This window comes from Bacillus sp. TCT6 (assembly GCF_056033845.1).
The window spans coordinates 278,616-297,027 of sequence record NZ_JBVYHX010000002.1 but is presented as its reverse complement, the minus strand read 5'-3'; the positions used below and the strand labels follow the sequence as shown (position 1 = coordinate 297,027).

At 35.2% G+C, this 18,412-nt stretch carries 9 protein-coding genes; 3 read left to right on the top strand and 6 right to left on the bottom strand.

Features of this window, described 5'->3' with window-relative positions; translation table 11 throughout:
* Positions 1–29: 29 nt before the first annotated feature.
* From AC0ONG_RS28360 to AC0ONG_RS28350, 3 genes are read right to left on the bottom strand one after another with little or no spacing between them, the layout of a single operon-like run.
* Positions 30–215 carry a hypothetical protein gene (locus tag AC0ONG_RS28360; RefSeq protein ID WP_001060051.1) on the bottom strand — a complete coding sequence of 62 codons (186 nt, stop codon included), beginning with the start codon at positions 213–215 and terminating at the stop codon, positions 30–32.
* 11 nt (positions 216–226) lie between these two features.
* The gene (locus tag AC0ONG_RS28355; RefSeq protein WP_474205039.1) at positions 227–2,860 is read right to left on the bottom strand and encodes a hypothetical protein; all 2,634 of its coding nucleotides are present in this window, start codon (positions 2,858–2,860) and stop codon (positions 227–229) included.
* Positions 2,850–5,936 carry a UvrD-helicase domain-containing protein gene (locus AC0ONG_RS28350; protein ID WP_474205037.1) on the bottom strand — a complete coding sequence of 1,029 codons (3,087 nt, stop codon included), beginning with the start codon at positions 5,934–5,936 and terminating at the stop codon, positions 2,850–2,852. Before AC0ONG_RS28350 ends, AC0ONG_RS28355 begins: the two co-directional genes overlap by 11 nt.
* 437 nt (positions 5,937–6,373) lie before the next feature.
* Between AC0ONG_RS28350 and AC0ONG_RS28345 the strand changes: the two genes are divergently transcribed.
* Positions 6,374–8,071, top strand: a complete 1,698-nt coding sequence (locus AC0ONG_RS28345) for a DUF2075 domain-containing protein (RefSeq protein WP_474205035.1) — start codon at positions 6,374–6,376, stop codon at positions 8,069–8,071.
* Positions 8,072–8,318: 247 nt separating this feature from the next.
* Here the strand turns inward: AC0ONG_RS28345 and AC0ONG_RS28340 are convergent, their stop codons facing one another.
* From AC0ONG_RS28340 to AC0ONG_RS28330, 3 genes are all read right to left on the bottom strand, one after another.
* Positions 8,319–8,546, bottom strand: coding sequence for a hypothetical protein (locus AC0ONG_RS28340; protein WP_474205033.1), 228 nt, complete (start codon positions 8,544–8,546; stop codon positions 8,319–8,321).
* Positions 8,547–8,817: 271 nt separating this feature from the next.
* Entirely contained in the window at positions 8,818–9,984 is a 1,167-nt protein-coding gene (locus AC0ONG_RS28335; RefSeq protein ID WP_474205031.1) for an OmpA family protein, read from the bottom strand.
* Between the two features lie 280 nt (positions 9,985–10,264).
* Positions 10,265–10,489, bottom strand: coding sequence for a hypothetical protein (locus AC0ONG_RS28330; protein WP_098295927.1), 225 nt, complete (start codon positions 10,487–10,489; stop codon positions 10,265–10,267).
* Positions 10,490–10,697: 208 nt separating this feature from the next.
* Here AC0ONG_RS28330 and AC0ONG_RS28325 point away from each other — a divergent pair, with 208 nt between their 5' ends.
* Positions 10,698–13,955: a hypothetical protein gene (locus AC0ONG_RS28325; protein WP_474205029.1), complete on the top strand. Its 3,258-nt coding sequence runs from the start codon at positions 10,698–10,700 to the stop codon at positions 13,953–13,955.
* A 59-nt stretch (positions 13,956–14,014) separates the two neighbouring features.
* Positions 14,015–18,259, top strand: coding sequence for a hypothetical protein (locus AC0ONG_RS28320; protein ID WP_474205027.1), 4,245 nt, complete (start codon positions 14,015–14,017; stop codon positions 18,257–18,259).
* The last annotated feature ends 153 nt before the right edge of the window (positions 18,260–18,412 follow it).

The window sequence follows — 18,412 nt, the reverse complement described above, 5'->3', positions numbered from 1 at the left end:
TCCCCTTCTCCTACACCTCTCTCATCATATTACGGTAAATCATCGTCATCATCATTTTCTTCTTCATCTAAGTATTCCAAGGCACTTTTAAAGGAATCTTCTTCTAGGACCATATTCAATGCATCATTTGTTAGTTCTTCTATCAAACTCACTGAATCACTATTGTTTTCAAATGTTCTCCAGTTAGTAGCTATTTGCCTCCAAATATTATTCATCCTGTTCCCTCCTAATCAATCGGATGTTCTCCTTCACCACAAATATCTATATGAGGGCAGTAACGACAACTTTCTCCTGGTTTAGCATGGAATACATTCTCATTCATTACATCTTCCTTCATATCAATTAACAAGGAAGGCTTATTCTTAACAGTTTCTTCTATCCATTCATTTCTTTTAACAAATGTAAGACCTGGAAGTTGAAAATTCTTCCTTGCTTTACTGATACTAATATTTCCACTAACTTGCTCTAGCTCTTCATCTTTCCTCGCAATTTTTATAAATGTTTCGGCCATTACATCTTTTTTATAGTTCGTCCAGTGAGGGAATAATTCGCTTACCGTATTAATAACCTTTTCATCCGCTAAAGTGGTACTACGCTTGACCAATCGAATTAAGTCCGTAAACATAAATTGATGAATAAATTCATCAGTAAAAACAGGTGAATGACCTAGGATATAACTAAAGTAAAATCGCCTTTTACATTGGTTATATTCGATTAGAAAATCTGTAAATGTTAGTTCTGTTAAATCCCCATCATTTATATCTACCGCTATGTCTTTAAAATCAACTGGATTAGGACGTGTTTTCACTACAAGGTGATTTGCCTTCTCCTTATAATCTATTACTTTTAATCCTAGTTGATGGACATACACAGCAGGTTGCAGATCTTCCTTATCTAAAAAGTTTTGCATCCAAGACAGTTCAGTATTTTTATCTAATAAGAATTCCAAAGCAATAAATAGTAAATACCTTGAGATCTGCTTGATAGATTGGTTTCTCAATGTATGTAATTCAAGTACTTCATGACGAATGGAGAGCTTTTCAAACGTAACCTCCTGTAATGGCCATGGTGTACTGAATTCATCAAGAGGTAGACCTTTTTCATCTAGCCCTGTTAGATAAAAGGTATTAATATTTTGTTTAAAAGCCTCTCCATCAACCTCAATAAACGGTTTTATAAAGGCTTCATCTGTATTTGATAATTTTCCACTCAAATAAACATTGATAGCTTCCCCAACATCATCATATAGAAAGAAATTATCATCCTGAATTTTCTTTAATTTTTCATTCAATGAATGAATAATATTCGTTTCATCTTGAAGTAATTTAGAATGCTGCATTGGACTATGTTTATCTAATATCGCTAACAATTTATTAAAATGCTCACTTATAGAGGCTTCCTTTGCTTCTATATCAAACAATTCTTCCGCAATGAAAACGAGTTGCTCCACAAAATAGTGAACTTCTTCAACTTGCTTCTTGCTTAGTGAAAAATGAGCAAATTTAGAAAAGGGACTACGCACACTCGTTACAACCCTATCATCATCTGGCCCTTCAAAGGCTGGTAATATTTCTTTGTAATGCTTCATTAAATCAGAAAACCTCGGTAACCAATCCCCATGAATTGTACGGCAATTACCGAAGAACGGTAACAGTTGCTTTAGCAAGTATGTGTAATCTCTAGCGTTTTTCTTCGTGATAGGATTATATAACCAACCTGATGAAAACGCTGAAATTAAAATATCTTCATTTAAAATCAATGTATTATCATCAATCATCTGATGGATTTTACTAATGAATTGACCAATCGGATATTGTAAAAAGTTTCTGCTTTCCGCAAATTTATTCGGATAATATTGAACAAGGATCTCATTCAACATATCAGCATTGGTTGCAATAATTTGTACTTTATCCTTGTTTTTATCCTCATCATCCTCTGTCTCACCAATCGGATAGTTAGGAATAATTACATCATTTAAAAAATCAAAAAAGGAATTATAACGAATAACTTCTTTTTTAAAGGTTCCCCCCGGTGCATTCTCTCCTTCAAATGCACTTAAAAATTCAGTACCAAGGGACTCTTCCTTGTTTCCCCGATTACTTTCAATTTGCCAATTATCAGTCCACTGATATTCTTTAGAAATAAAGCCTTTTATAAAATCAAAGGTTTCTGGGAAACGCTGATCATAAAAATTAAAGAATGTAATAGAAAAGCCCGCCTTCCTGAGAGCTTGTAGAAAAATCTGCTGCTCAGGCGTAATGAAGTAAAATCCATGTAAGACAAGCTCATTCATCCCAACATCTAGGGCTGGTCTTTGAGTTTTCTCTAAAAGCTTGTTGATTTTCTCTTTGATTTCTTCTATTGCCCATCCCTTACGAAGCTTATTTCGGATATTTGTATAGGTTCTATCTTTTCCCTCTACTTCAAACCAGATTTGTTGAAAGAGCCTTTCCTTTTCTGTTAGCTCATTATTCTCTAGATTTATTGTAGTTAAATCAATGGGTTTCACCCCGGTATACGTCAGAAAGCGAATCGTTTCAAGAAGATCAGGACGATTATTTTTAAATGCATTTTTTAATTCTGCATTCTCCGTGTTAAGCTCATTGATAACCCGAGAAAGCTTTAAATATTGTTTTAACTGCTCTTCGGGTAAATTCCATCTTGTTAATAATTCATCAATAATTTCGCGAATTGTAAACACATAACAAAACTCTCGTTCTTCTTTGTTTTGATAAGCCTCTAAAATACCGTCCTTCATATTTTTTGTAGCACATATATGAATAGCATTTTTTATCTTGTTATATTTTGAATGATTTCTCCAACGCTTCGGATCATCATATGTATATACATCAATGTTCATGATTCACCTCATTAAAAGCTCGTCCTAGTAAATTACCCCATGTATTTTCACTTATTTTTTCAGGCATCATTAAGATTAGTCTCTTTTTCGCACGTGTCATCGCTACATACAACAATCGAGTCTCTTCTCTTTCTACTTCAAAGCTTTCATAATTTTGAAGTGTAGCAAAATGGTTATTTTTAATATCTTTAGCCTTCCAACCAACAATTCGTTTATCTTCACCCATCTCTTTTTCATCTTGTATGTAAAAAGAGGCTTGTTTATTACTAAATGAGTGATTCAGATTAGGCATAATAACAGTATGGTACTCTAGGCCTTTCGAACGGTGGACAGTCGTAATTTCTACAACTCCTAATTTCGTTTCAATCATTGGCTCATTTTCATTACGATTTACGCGAATTTGTAAAGTTAACCATTCATGAATGTTCCAAAGCGTACCACTCATTGAATCAAATTGCTTTTGAATGATGTTCATTAAATGATATAAATTTTTCTCATACTGTTTTACAGCTAACTCAATCTCTAACTGTTTTATAGACTCATCTATGTCTGGGTCATCTCCATACTTCACTTCATAATAGGATGAAATATTTTGTAGTAATCCCTTTTCAGAGATAACCTTCTGTATAACAGCCATAACAGGTAATCTTTTTAACTCATCAAGATACTGTGTAAAGTCATTTCCCATATGCAATTGTAAAAACTTTATAATTTTTTCACTATCACCTTTTAAGGGAACAAGTAGTTTTGTTGGAATTGCATATCTAAAATAAGGTGATTGTAGAAAATTAACGACATGCTTTGCCTCACCTGGATATAACAGGGCATCTAACATCATTTTAAAATGTATGACTGCATCTGATTTATAAAACGTACCATCTAAATTTTGTACAGTCCCTATTCCTGCTTTCTCACACCACTCTCGTACTTCAAGAGCTTGTTTATTCGTACGTACAACAAGGGCGATTCTTTTATTTTCATCATCTGATAACTGCTTAGCTATATCCACAGATTCTAAAATTTGACGAACTGTTTCTTCTTCTACATTATCTTTATTTATATTAGGATAAAGGAACTCCCCTATCGTTGATTCAGTAATCTTCATCCCCTTCAAACGATCATCCTCCGTATAAGGAAGCAGAGACTCTTTACCTTTTGGACCCCAGCACTTCTGCCCCCAAACAGAAAATACCTTATCTAGCTTTTCTAATAAACTGCTAGTTGTTCGATAGTTTTGATTTAAAGCAACAGGCGTAAATGATGAATTCACCCTTTCTGCTAATCTTGTAAAGGACGTGTAATCAGCACCACGGAAACGATAAATTGATTGCTTAATATCTCCAACTACAAAAAGATGATATTTTAACTGATTTTGTAGACTTGCCACTAGTTCAATTTGTGTATTATCACTATCCTGAAATTCATCGACAAATAAATATTTATCAGTTTGAAGCTGTTTGAGTGTATCACCTTGTGTAAATAACTTTAGTTTTCGGACCATATCCCCTGTATCAATCGCATTTTCTTTCTTTTTTTGTGCTTCTAATAAACCTTCACATCGCTTGAATACATATTGAAAAAGATCCTTAAGAACCTGATGCTCTTCTTTTACTACCGTACCCCAATCAATTAATTCAATTTCTTGTCTAGTTAACCCCTTCTTCTCCATTTCATCCCAGAAACTCTTCATCATTTTTATAACTTCGTAAAACTTTAAATTTAAATCGACTAAAACTTTTGCGGGATGTTTTTGGAAAAATTCGTTAGCAAGCTTTTCAAGAATGTCACTCTTCGTTTTAATAAAACTTCTTACCTTTAAGTTTCTACCAAACCCAATTTCATGTGCTAATTGAGTTAAAATAGATTTAGAAAACGCATGAATTGTGCTAATTTGTATATTTTTTACTTCTTCAGCAAAGTAAAGATACTTTGTTTTCCCAGTCAATTTAAACATGCTTAATAATTTCTTTTGCAAACGCTCCTTCATTTCATTAGTAGACGCATTTGTAAAAGTAACCATTATGATGTCTTTAAGTGTAATCCCAACCTTTTCTAACAGATAAAAAATACGATCAATCATAACGTATGTTTTTCCTGTACCTGCACCTGCCGTAATCATTAAGTTATCAGTATGCGGCGTATGAACTGCTATATACTGGCCTAAATTAAACTCCGGAAACGCTGGAGACAATATATTCTTTAAAAAGGATGCCTCTACCTCTCCGTCTTGGATAATTCTTGTATCCACTGAAAGGAGTGTCTCTTTTGTTTGAAAAACTTGAAGTTGAAATTCATCACAAAAATCCTTTTGCAATGCAAGCCAATTCTTAGAAATAGAAAACGTGCTAAAGATATAAATTTTTAAACCTTCTTTTAATAAGTTTTCTATTTCCTCTTTCTCTTTATGAAATTGCTCCTCACTAGTAAAAACATATAAATTAGAGAACCGTTTTTGTTTTTCGCTTTTTATTTCATCTGTTTTTTCCCTTGCCAAATTTCTAATATAAAAGTGTTTTTTTAATGCATCCCATTGAGGATCTTGTAAATTTAATCTTGCTTTATATATATTCATACGCTCAAGTTTTTGAATCCAAGTCCCTTGTTCAAAGTCATCTTTAAACAATATAAAAGGAGTATTTAACAATTGGTTAAAACCACGCTCTATCCATTGTTTAATCGTAATATACGGTAAAGCTACTACCGCTCGCTTAGAAAACGCTCGATTCAGACTGTCCTTTTTTTCAATATCATCACACAACATATTTAATTGTTGCTCCGCTTGGTTAAAAGGCTCACCTTTAGATGCATAATAATCTTTGGTAAAGTGCCATATATGACCTTGTATTCCCTGAATTTGTTTTATATTTATTCCTTTTACTTCAATTACAGTTACACCAATGTCACGATCAACTAATAAGATATCTATTTCTCTTTTACTAGCATGATTTTCCTTGAACATTGGAAAATGTAAAAAACCAAAACTTTCACGTTCAATGAATGCTGATTTTACTTTTTCCCAAACGTAACGCTCCGCATCAATGCCTGGCCGATATTCAACCATTCCTTCAATAAACAATTTGTACAAACCCCCAAATAAAAAACATTAGTATTATTATACTAAACCTTCAATCTAAAATAGATAATTTTTTACAAATTAATACATACTTTGGCATTTTATATGGTAATTAACTCCCATAATTAGAATTTTTCTTCAGCTCAATTAAGGTTTAATCCATTTGTTTTCTATTAAACAGTTATATTCCTTATATCAACATAATATCCGAAGATATTAATTATGTAATATATATATACCGTTTTATATTGTATCAATAAATAATACATAAGTTGTATATTTATTTTTTAAATTATACAATTAAAGTGAAATTCTATAATTTTAAAACCTTTAAACCTTTTTCTAAGTATTTCAAAGCCATATTATTTAAGCAAGATTTAGCAGTAACGTTTTCCATTTTGAATCTAAGACATTGGTCTTTAAAAATAGGAGGTATATTCATGGAAGGATTAACTATTAAAACTATCCCTTTCACAAAAGAAGAAATTGATAAAATTAAAACGGATTATAATGTTTTTAATGACTACCCTATTATATATATCCTACATAAGGAGAAAGAAGCTTATATTGGTGAAACAGTAAATGCTTTTAATAGATTACACAACCATAGACTAAATAGGAATAATACTTCTAATGCTAAAAACAGACATGATTTTAAACACGTAACACTGATTAAACATGAAAAATTTAATCAATCTGCTACGTATAACTTAGAAACAAAGTTAATTAATTATTTCTTAGGTGATGAACGTTACACATTAAGAAATGTGAGTCAAACTGTATCTTCAGTTGTGCATAACTACTATGAAAAAAGCTTTTATAATGATGAAGTTTTTGAAGTAATCTGGGAAACCTTGAAAGATACTGAACAGATTGTTAATAAGGATCTATTTTTAATTGAGAATAATGATATTTTCAAACTATCTCCGTTTAAACAACTTACATCTGAACAGTTTGAATTATACCAAGATGTTGTATATGAATTAGAAGAGCAATTCTTTAAAATGAATACTCAAAACAAAACAGAACATAAAGTGATTTTCATTGAAGGTAGTGCTGGGGTTGGTAAAAGCGTTGTTTTAAGTTCTCTTTATTATAAAACGTTAGAGATGTCTAAAGACAAAAATTCACATTTATATGATACTTCCAGTTATATTTTGATTAACCATAATGAAGCATTAAAAACGTTTCATAGCATAGCCTCTAACGTGAAAATTATGCAGAAGAATAAAATATTAAAACCTACTTCTTTTATTAATCAAATGCCATTAGATACAGAGACTACACCAATTGATATTGTATTTGTTGATGAAGCCCATCTACTACTCTCAAGTTCAGATTCTTATAATTCATATCACGGTCATAACCATCTAGAAGATATTATTAAAAGAGCTAAGGTGACTGTTATTATATTTGATCATAAGCAAGTAACCCGCAATAAAGCATATTGGGATGCTAAAACTTTAAACACCGTTCTATCCAAATATAAGCCTAAAAGATATAAACTTTCTACTCAAATGCGAATGCATGCTGGCAATGAATTAGTTTCATGGTTAGATAATTTAGTTCAAAAGAAAATTACACCTATGCCAAATGTCCCTAACACTTATGATTTTGAAATCTTTGAACATGCTTCTGATATGCATAAAAAAATACAACAACAAAATACTAAATGGGGACTTTCTAGAGTTGTTTCCACATTTGATTTTGAACATAAAAAAGATGGTGGAAAGTATCATGTTACAACTGGTGAATTGGATCTACCATGGAACCTTACCGATTCTTATACAACATGGGCACAACGAGAGAAAACTTCTCCACATGGAAGTTCGATTGATGAAGTAGGTTCAATTTATACAGTACAGGGATTTGATTTAAATTATGTGGGTGTTATATTGGGCCCCTCTCTCTCTTATGATGAAAAAAATAATAAACTATTAATATTAAGTGATAGATATAAAGACACCGAAGCATTTAAAGGATTAGGAAATCACCCTAATGCTGCAAAAATAAAAGAAGAAATCATTTTAAATGCACTTAATATCTTGCTAAAACGAGGCATAAAAGGTCTTTATTTATATGCACATAATGAAAATCTAAGAGCAAAGTTACTAGAAATTAATAAATCTACTCTTTAATACAAATAACTCAATACACGGTTACTCATTAGTATTTTATATTTAGTCAAAACATATTATTAAGTAATTCTAACAACTAACCATGCGCTTCTGATGTACTTGTTATCCTACAAGTTATTGTTATTTGTTAACGAGAATTTATATATTAAGCAAAAAAGTGCTCCTAGATATTTTAGGAGCACTTTTAGATGTGTAACAACTGGATTGTTTATTTTAGAGCGAACCATAGTAACTAGATAACAAAGGATTATCTCTCTAATTCATCTACTATATGTGTTTTAAGGAGCATTCGATGGCCTTCAGCTTCGGGAAGAATCTCTCTCCAATCGAAACAATCTAAAATAACTTGCTTATATTCACCTTTATTTAATTCTTGATCAGCTTCAACTATGTGATTTAAAACTTTTCCATAAGTCAAGTTATTTGGAGAAGTATTGCTCCAAGCCTTTGACATCAATTTTTCAAATAAAAGCACGTAAAGAAACTCTTCTTGGCTTTAGAAAAGTTTCTTTATACTACGATAGTTCAATTCGAAAATAATTATTATCTACTAGAGTCCATTTTCAAAAATTATAGATTTTTATACAAAGTTAAAACACTACTTAAGTTATAAAAAAATACCATAAGAATGTTTTTTCAAAAGCCCTACTTTAAAACACTCCCAAAAAACGTTAATTACATTGGATTTAGAGCTTTAAAATTCCATAAAAATAATTGACCAGTACTACAGCATATTTTTTCTAATATTAGCTATTCTTGAAACAACTCAAGATGCTATTTGGATTGTTCTCATTCCGAGAAATGTACCTTGCTACAGATTTATGGAATTGGCCTGCAGCTGCTCCTTCCAATGCTATTCTTTCTATTAATTTATTTTTACAATTCCGGACGCTATCTTCCCATTGAAGAAGATTTTGAATGACTATATTGTCAGGGACCTGAATACCAAAAAGATTATTATTTGCAATGTCTCTCCGCAGCGAATGAATGGTACTTCTTGCAATGTTGAGAATCTGTTCATCACTCAAGTTTTTTAGACCACCAGCGATTTGACTAAGCGTACCCCATTCAAAGTACGTATCGTCAGTCCCTGGGTTAGCTAACTTTGTCAATGCACATTGAATACGTCCCATACGTATAATATCATCATTAAGATGAAGTTGTACTAATGGCACTAATCTAGCTAAATTCGGTACATAACTAAAGGCGTCTAGAAGTGGATCTATCTCAACCGCAGCATACTTTACGACAATTCTGCGATTCAATTCCCTTTCAGGAAGCGTTGTAGCACCAGTATAAAGATTGCTTGCTCCATAACCGAAAAGAGAAAACTCGGCTGCATCAACTTCAGAAGGATTGCCACCACGCTGTCGGACAAGTTCTTTGGCTTTATTGACAAGCCATGTTTGTGCCGCTTCTGCTCGTGCAATACTTACTCTCATTTCAAAATCAGCACCTTGAGGATCTCGGTCGGCGTGGCCAGCAATTACGAATGCAACAATAGGTGAGTTCCCCAGAATAAAGCTATCTGCTATTTCTTTAGCCAATGCATCCATCTTCACCTTTTCTTCTAGTGGAAGCAAATCAATATCTGAGCTATGTTGTGGAAATCGAAAAACAGTGATTTCTTTCTTCGTCACCTTCATACGGTTGGAAAACCTATCTATTATAGTATCATTAGGACAAGTTATTGATTGGGAATAGGGATGGGAATAGGGATAAAAAGATGTGCCAACAGGAGGAGAATACAAATGAGAAGTTAAAGTTTCAGGTCCTGAATAGGGATAAGAATACCAATAAGAATTTAAATTTTCGGATCTTGAATAAGGATAAGAATACCAATAAGAATTTAACATTTCAGATTGTGAATATGAAGAAGAATACGAGGGTACAAAATATGGACGATGAAACAAGTCTATCACTCCTTATATCTTGCTCTATAATAGTAAAATATTTTATTTAACGATTTATGTTCCTGAATCTTGTCTATGCATAATTGTGCCGTTACCTAATAATAATTACTTACCAATTTAAATTCATTTATTTATGTAATAGAAATATTTAATTCATCTTTACTTAATAGAAAGTCAGCCTTAAGTTACCAATAAAATAATAGGAATTTTAAAAAGGAAAGTACACCCTTAACATACCGGGATGTATTTTCCCTTTTATTAAAATTAAAGGATTGTCATTTTAATAGGATATAAAGTCTCCAACTGTTTTCTTTATTCCTTCTTTCGTTCGTTCACAACAATTAAACCAACGGATTTTTCTTAAGTCAATGCCGTTCTCCACCCAATTATGCCCATCCCAACGGTATCCATTTACTAAACAACTTTCAATAAAAACCGGATAGTACCAAAAGTCTGTACCATCAGTTAATGTAACATAAGTACGTTTGCAAAAGCAGCAGTCCATGTTCATCCCTCCTTTATTTCATGTGTTCCCTCTAATTTATTCAATTTGTTTTTATGAGTGATTGCTCTGTGGACAATGCGCTATTTCGCTTGTTTTTCTTGCCGATTTCATATTAGATTTTTTCCCTACTAAAAAATCTAATATGAAAACACAGTCATAAAATGACATGTGGGAACAATCCTCAGAAGATGATTACATATGGAGATATATGAGAAATTCCGGTATTTTTAATCCAACAGAGATTTTGGAAATATATGGTCTAGCAGGATTCCCCGATACATATTTATGTACTATTAATCCAGCTATTAAGATGACATACAAAACCTCTTTTTCAAAAAAGAAGGGAGAGAAACTTGTGTCTAATCATAATCTTTTCATTCGAGTTTTAAGGAAAGAAGACTTCTTAGACCTGACTTTTGAGCTAGTCAACATACACACTTATGGAGCTCCTCTTTACCTTTGCCGGAGTAATGCAGGTGAACCAGCATTATTAATCGTTCATTTTCCCTCACAACATATTGTAGAAGAAGTATTTTATGAAAATGAAGATATAAAAACTCCCATTAAAGCCATGCTTTCTGGTCCAAGTCGCCTAGTGTTCAAGCTTCCAGACGACGAGGACACCTGGGCACTCACAATGGAAACTTTACTTAACTGGAAGGATTATAAATCCGTAGTACCTGACCCTATTGAACGAGATCCTTTATGGCCAGCAGCACCACCTTTTTCCTTACCAGATCCAAAGATATTCGAGGGAAAGACTTCTTTAGAAATTCCCACAGGACTTTATATTTCTCCAGATAAATCTGGTATTTGGTATAATATCGTACAATCTGAGGGACAAAATGGTCGATTTGTATTATGGCATACACAACTTGGAGAAAAGCAAAAAGCAAACGAATATTTTATCCGTGAGGGCGGCGCTACACATTTTATCACTACATCTAATCATCCTATCCCATTTAACAGTTCCCCAACCCAGAATGAACTGAAAGAAATTGTACAGCTAACAACAGATTTCTCTATGCCAAGACTTCCTACTGGAATGTCTATAGAAGATTGGAAAAATAGTTTAAAAGCACAAAATCTTCCACTAGAATACATACCGAGTCCTATTATGATTCGACGTCTGATGCTTTCTTCTGCAGGAGCTTGGGCTAACTTTGAGGCCGTGTGGAATTACCCTACGCTTTTGCACGATACACTTGGTTATAAAGGTGGTTTATCCCTAGAACAGTGGCAGCACATTATGACCCAGGGTAGAGACCAATTTATTAAAACCGTAAGGAAGGCCTTTCTATGTGATACAGGGCATGCAGTATCAATTATAACCATTACTGAAAGACAATTTGAACCTTATGATATATCAAACGAGCAAAACATGAAGGGGGCAAAAGCTGTCTTAAGAAAATATTCATACATCGAAGTCCGAGAGCCTGTTAAAAATTACGAAACGCTAGCTTCTGTTTATAAGCACGAACGTCGAGAAATTCCATTTAAATGGATAAAAATAACAACACGTACAACTCCAAAGTTAAGTCGCGAGAACAAAATAAATGTGATTCTTCCCTGTACTATTGAGGAAGACGATAAGCCTTTCTGGCCTACTAAGTCAGGCGAAGACAAACCTTTTCACTTCAAAATGATCGCAGAAGATTGGGATGGAAATATAGTTTCCTTTGAACGGCCTCTTCTGTGTGTTCCAATTGCTACATGTATGCCAACTGAAGAACAAATAGTTACAGAATATAACAAATCTATTTTTCGACTTGTCCAACTAAATCATCAGCCTATTGCCTTTGCTAATACCGATTCTAACAGTACGGGTAAGACTACACTAGAAACGGCAACAGTAACCTTTAGAGCACAGCTTGTGGAAGGTGAAAAAAAAGAAGAGTTAAAAAAATTGAAGTTACCTTTCTTTCAACCTAGCTTTCTTCCAGAAGTTGAATCAGCGGAAGTGAACATTCCTGCTGCTGAACAGGTAACCGGTCGGAAATTAGAGCAAAAATCTATCGAATTTGAAAAAACTTACTTAGATCATGGTTTTAATTCAAATGTAAATAAAGCTGAGGTTTTTATGAGACTTGCTCCAAGTCTCACAAAACTCGAATTATCCTTGCCTACAGAGAAAGCAGGTGGGCTCATTACCCCAAATTCAACTATTGAGGGATTATCGAGGGCGCTCGGTCCTGTCGCAAACCCATCTGATATTATTAGCGGGGAGTTCGACCCATCAACACTATTTGGGCACGCCAAATTTTTAGGAGGAATCACATTACAGGACATTCTACCAAAGAAGGTAAAAATTGATTTATTAAAAATTAAGGAGTTAGAATCAGTATTAGATCCTGATCAATTAATAACGAAACTTGATGACCCCAATTTCAAACTTGAATCCCCTATGCTAACGAATCGTCGTCTACCAAATAATGCTATCGAAACACGCTATTTGTGGAAGCCAAATATTGAAAACTGGGGAGATACAGCAGGTTTCTTCCGATTCTTAGCAAAAAGGGGTGATACAACATTCGAGCACGATGCTCAGCTAAGTATAAATGTTCAAATGATTACGACGCCCAACGGTAGCCCTCCTACCTACTTGGTACTAGGGAAGTTAAAAGAGTTTGCTTTGGAGTTTGTCGAAGCCATGTTGCTTAAATTTGATGAATTAAGGTTTACTGCTGATAACGGCAAGAAAATGGATGTCAGTGCAGAAGGCCTCGACCTGGTATTCAAGGGACCGCTTGAATTTGTGGAAACACTCAAAAATATCATACCGGCTAATGGCTTTTCGGATCCTCCTTTCTTAAACGTGACAGCAACCGGGATTACGGCAGGTTTCACACTAGGTATCCCGGCTTTCGGTGTAGGCATATTCAATTTACAGAATATCAATCTTAGTGCAGCGCTATCTCTCCCTTTTGTCGATCAGCCTGTTGGTGTAAAATTTGCTATTTCAGAGCGACACAAACCATTTAATGTCTCAGTAAGTGGCTTTGCAGGTGGAGGTTTCTTTAGTCTTGCACTCAGTGCTAAAGGAATTGAAGCAATTGAGGCATCCATCGAATTTGGTGGAAACATCAGCTTAAATCTAGGAGTAGCCACCGGCGGTGTGTATGTGATGGCAGGCATTTACTACGGTATGATTGGAAAGGAAGTAAACCTTACTGGCTACTTGCGCTGTGGGGGCAATTTGAGTGTTCTAGGCTTGGTTTCGGTGACAGTTGAATTCTACTTGGGCCTTACTTACCGTAAGAAAGAAAATAATCATGTAGAAGTCTGGGGGCAGGCCACTTTAACCGTTGGCGTTAAAGTCGCATTTTTTAGTAAGAGCGTCAGCCTCACTGTTGAACGCAGGTTCGCAGGAGCAGCAGGGGATCCAACCTTTGCACAAATTATGGGCCCTGAATATGAAGGTGACTATCCCTATGAATGGGAAAAATATTGCATGGCATTTGCATAGAAATAATTTATTCGTAAACTATATTCAATCTATAAAAATAACTTATAAAGGAGTTTTTTATGGATACAACTCAAAGTATATTTTGGATTGCTCTGCCCAATGGAATAACAAAGAATGAAAAAAAACAACATTTAAGATTGTCTGTTTATATAAACCCACGTTTACGGTCAGAACACATCACAACCTTAACTTCTTTTCCTGATTTTCTCAACTGGGCATGCACTATGCATCCAGACCATACGAAATTTTCTATAGAGGTAAATGATGGAACTCAGACGAAAGTAATACCAGCGTATAGGATAACACCTCCTCCTATACAAACACTTTGGTGTTCACTTTTCGAGCCAACTATTCCTGTCCAACCACATGAATTTGATGACTATTCCAGTCGGCCTATTTTGAGTTATCCGGTTAAAAACGTGTTGGAGTATCTTAAGAATTTTTATCAAAAACTTGTAAAAAAAGCACGCTTTGATCTACCTTGTTTAATTCCTCCAAGAATAGATTGGTATGGAGAAGGAAGACAGGAAGAATGTATAAGTATCTATGAATTAATTAATGAATTGGTGGAACTTCACAATCTTTTTGATGACCATGAGATACATACAGAGAAAGACTTAAGTAATTTATTGAACAATTCTCTTGAAGAAGCCAAAGTCAAAGCTCGCAAGCGCCAGGCTACAGGAAGAACTGGAGATACAATTACACCTCCTTTTCCCTTTAATCAAGGTCTGGTCAGTCCAACAGTTCCAGGTGCCTTTCGTAATCATGATATTCAAGTTGATTATTACCGAACCATGCATTTTCACCATCGTCCAGCCCGTACTCATCCCAAAACGCTGCCCGATAGTTCTGAAGCCAAAACTCACTTTGAGAAAGAAATCGACTTTCACCAAATGCTCTCGTCCTTAGGGGATTTCCCTGAGATTTTGCGCCGATTGGGACTGATTATAGACCTTTATATACCAGCTGATTCTATACCGAAAACAAATAATAACCCTGGCAAGTTTAAATTACGTATCGTTCCTAGTTGGTCTTCTCAACTCCCTACCCGTCAAAATGATAATCAAGCTTCCTGGACGGAAGACTACTGTCCATGGACGGCTTATGATTATAGGGAGGAAAATGGTTTAGAATTATTTACTGCCTACTCTTCTACAAACGAAATAGACGGTGGGATTTGGATTCCTAAAAAAGAGGATGTTGAATTGGTTCAAGTTGACGTAGATGGTGCTGCACTCAAGACATTGAACCTTGCGGCAACTATAGCAGCTCACCTGAAAAAAGATGTAACCGATAAACCTATTGATTCAAATGAAAATTCCGGGGTTTCTCCTATGCGTAACGGTGGTATCTCAGTTGTACGTAACAACAATGCCGACCACTTAAACAATATCTTTAATCGATCTAACAAACTGAACCAGCTGCTTAACAATGGTCCTTCAGAAGAACCTTTATATGCAGAGGATCTTGTACGTGGATACAGACTAGATGTGATTGATCAAAATTCAAATCGATATTCACTACATCAGCGATTTGGCCAATATAAAATACTAAATGCTGATGGGGTATACCAAATTATTGACGAAGGTTTTATACAACCTAGCATCACAAGTTCTCCTGAAACTCTAGATCCCGTTAATGAACTTTATATTCATGAGTCTCTTTTCACTTGGGATGGATGGAGCTTGTCAGCTCCACGTCCTGGTAAGAGTATTAGTCGGACTTCTAGTGCACCAAATCCCGACGAACCTGAAACCATGCCAACGAAAGTTAAAAACACTGCTATGACGCGACTTGGATTAGAGACAGATTTCATGGTGGAGCATGGAACCTTGCCCCGTCTTCGTTATGGAAATGATTATACATTCCGTGTTCGAACAGTTGATTTAGCAGGAAATGGACCAAATTTGGAGGAAGCAAAAAAGATTGAAGCCGCGTTATCGCTTGATAAATCACCTATAGGTTATCTTAAATATCTTCGCTTTGATCCAGTCAATCCGCCGGAACTTGTACCTAGACAATTGTATACCCCTATAGATAACCTAAATGATACTGATACGACCGCCTATGCAGAAGGTGAATCATTGGAGCGACTGGTTATCCGAAGCAATTATAACAAAACAACAGAAGAATATGCTGCGGCCAACCCTGCATATCTATCTTTTAACGACAGACATGTGGCACCACCTAAAGCCTCGCTTCAAATGATAGAAGAACATGGTCTTCTAGATGAAGCTCTTGATGCAAAGAAAAGTGGCATGGATCAAAATCAGATTCGTGAAGTCATACAGAATGTATATTGCTTAGCTACTCGTGAGGCTGGATCATTTAATGATGATACATTAGATTCCGTGTACTTTATTCGTACTGGGACAGATCCTTCATCGAACGATGGTTATGCAGTCCATACTGAGAAACAGCTGATTCTTCCTTACTTGCCGGATCCCTGGGCAACAGGTGTAGTTTTTCAAGGACTACCTGGTCTTAATCCTCAAGATTTATTTTACATTGACTTAAAATCAAATCCTTGGTATGAAGTTACACCGTTCCGCATTCGTATAGTTGAAGGTTCTGCTCTAACTTGGTGGGACGAAAAAAAACGAGTACTTAACATCCAACTTCCAAAGGCAAGTATAATTCCCAACATCCGTGTTAGCTCAAAATTTGGAGGAAACCTTGAGGAAATGGGGCTTTTACAGTGGGTGAAAGACGACAAAACCAGCTGGACCGATCAGGAGCTGCTGGAACTAGAAAATGATATCTTATTCGGCCGCATCTGGTTATTTACCCCTTTTCGGGAAATCACTCTTGTTCATGCTGTTCAACAGCCGCTCGATTTCCCTGCGCAACCTATTCTTAAAATAACAGATCGTACGGAAAACAGTACTGAAGCTTATCTCTTCGGAAATATCTATGTTCATATCCCTAGCACTTCCAAAGTTGATATTCTTGCTGAATGGAGAGAAAGAATTGATGATATAACTAAAAGCGAACCAGAATTAGATCCTGTTCCCTTCCGTAATCATGTTATGGAATTACCTATCTGGTTAGACAACAATAAAGAGGTTCTCCTTAAAGATGACCCTAATGCCTTGCATTTAGAGAATAACCAATCACGCCTTGTTTTCAACAGTACTCTTGCGGAAACTGTATATAAAAAATTATTAAATAATCCTATGAATCCAGAAAATCAGGAACAAATAAATTTGGCAACTAAAGTTGAGAAACACGGATTTGGAGATACGAAGTACAGACATGTCTGCTACAAAGTTAGGGCTACTACACGCTTTCGTGAATACTTTCCAACAAATATGTCAAACGAGAATCTTATTCGAGAAACTGAAGAGATTAAAATTGATGTCCTAAGTTCTGCTAGACCTTCTAAGCCTTTAGTTAAATACGCCTTGCCTACCTTTTCTTGGCAACAAATGAATGAAAATGATGAAAAAGTTACGAGTTTGCGGAGCGGAGGTATTCGGGTTTATCTCGACCGCCCATGGTGGTCCTCCGGAGATGGTGAGATGCTGGGTGTTGTTTTAGTTGAAAATATAGAACCCAATCGAGAAGATGATATTTACAGTTACTTAACTTTTTGGGGTCAAGATCCAATCCGAGAATCACCTGGACTTCCACTTCCGACTATAGCAGATTTTAAGAATTATAAAGAGGTTTATGATGCTAATCTATTCGAACTTCCTAACAAGTCTGTAAAAGTAGTTTGTTTCGAAGTAAAATGGGATAGCGAACGCAAGATGTGGTACTGTGACCTAGAGCTTGATGCCGGTAATGCCTACTATCCGTTTATCCGTTTAGCTCTTGTCAGGTTCCAACCAAACTCATTAATCTCTCCTACTGATTTACGCATATCACCCGTAGTTCTTGCAGGAAATGTTCAAACTGCACCGGATCGTTCCTTAACTGTAACACGGGACCAAAGCCAGTTTAACGTCTACAATGTCTCAGTAAGCGGTGTAACCTATTCTGCAAAGAAGTTAAACGTACCAAGCGATACGGTAGCTCCATCTACAAGCTTGATGAGTATCCAAGTTCAACGTCAGCTTTCACAAATTGAGGATGAAACCATAGGCTGGGAGGACGTTCCGAACTTAGATGAAATAGTAGTCCATCCTGGCTCTCCTGATACGAATGGTGTGGTCACATGGGAAGGCCAAGTAGCTATTCCAGAGGAAAATCAATGGTATCCGTTACGACTTGTTGTCAAAGAAATAGATGTATTTTATGGTGCACAACCAACGGAAACCTACCAACGTATAGTCTATATGGATATTATTCTCTTATAAAATGAAAATTGGTGTAACGATAAACGTAATAGCGGGAATTGAAATGATTCCCGCTATTATTTTTTAAGATTTAAAGTTTTCATTTCTCCCTCTTTTCTCTCAAGGGTCTTTTTTTCTTTATGGATAGAGTAAAACCTTAAGTTCATGCCTCTT

Excerpts from the sequence above, each read along its gene's own strand:
- AC0ONG_RS28360 (WP_001060051.1), bottom strand. The coding sequence starts at position 215 with ATGAATAATATTTGGAGGCAAATAGCTACTAACTGGAGAACATTTGAA.
- AC0ONG_RS28355 (WP_474205039.1), bottom strand. The coding sequence starts at position 2,860 with ATGAACATTGATGTATATACATATGATGATCCGAAGCGTTGGAGAAAT.
- AC0ONG_RS28345 (WP_474205035.1), top strand. The coding sequence starts at position 6,374 with ATGGAAGGATTAACTATTAAAACTATCCCTTTCACAAAAGAAGAAATT.
- AC0ONG_RS28330 (WP_098295927.1), bottom strand. The coding sequence starts at position 10,489 with ATGGACTGCTGCTTTTGCAAACGTACTTATGTTACATTAACTGATGGT.
- AC0ONG_RS28325 (WP_474205029.1), top strand. The coding sequence starts at position 10,698 with ATGAGAAATTCCGGTATTTTTAATCCAACAGAGATTTTGGAAATATAT.
- AC0ONG_RS28320 (WP_474205027.1), top strand. The coding sequence starts at position 14,015 with ATGGATACAACTCAAAGTATATTTTGGATTGCTCTGCCCAATGGAATA.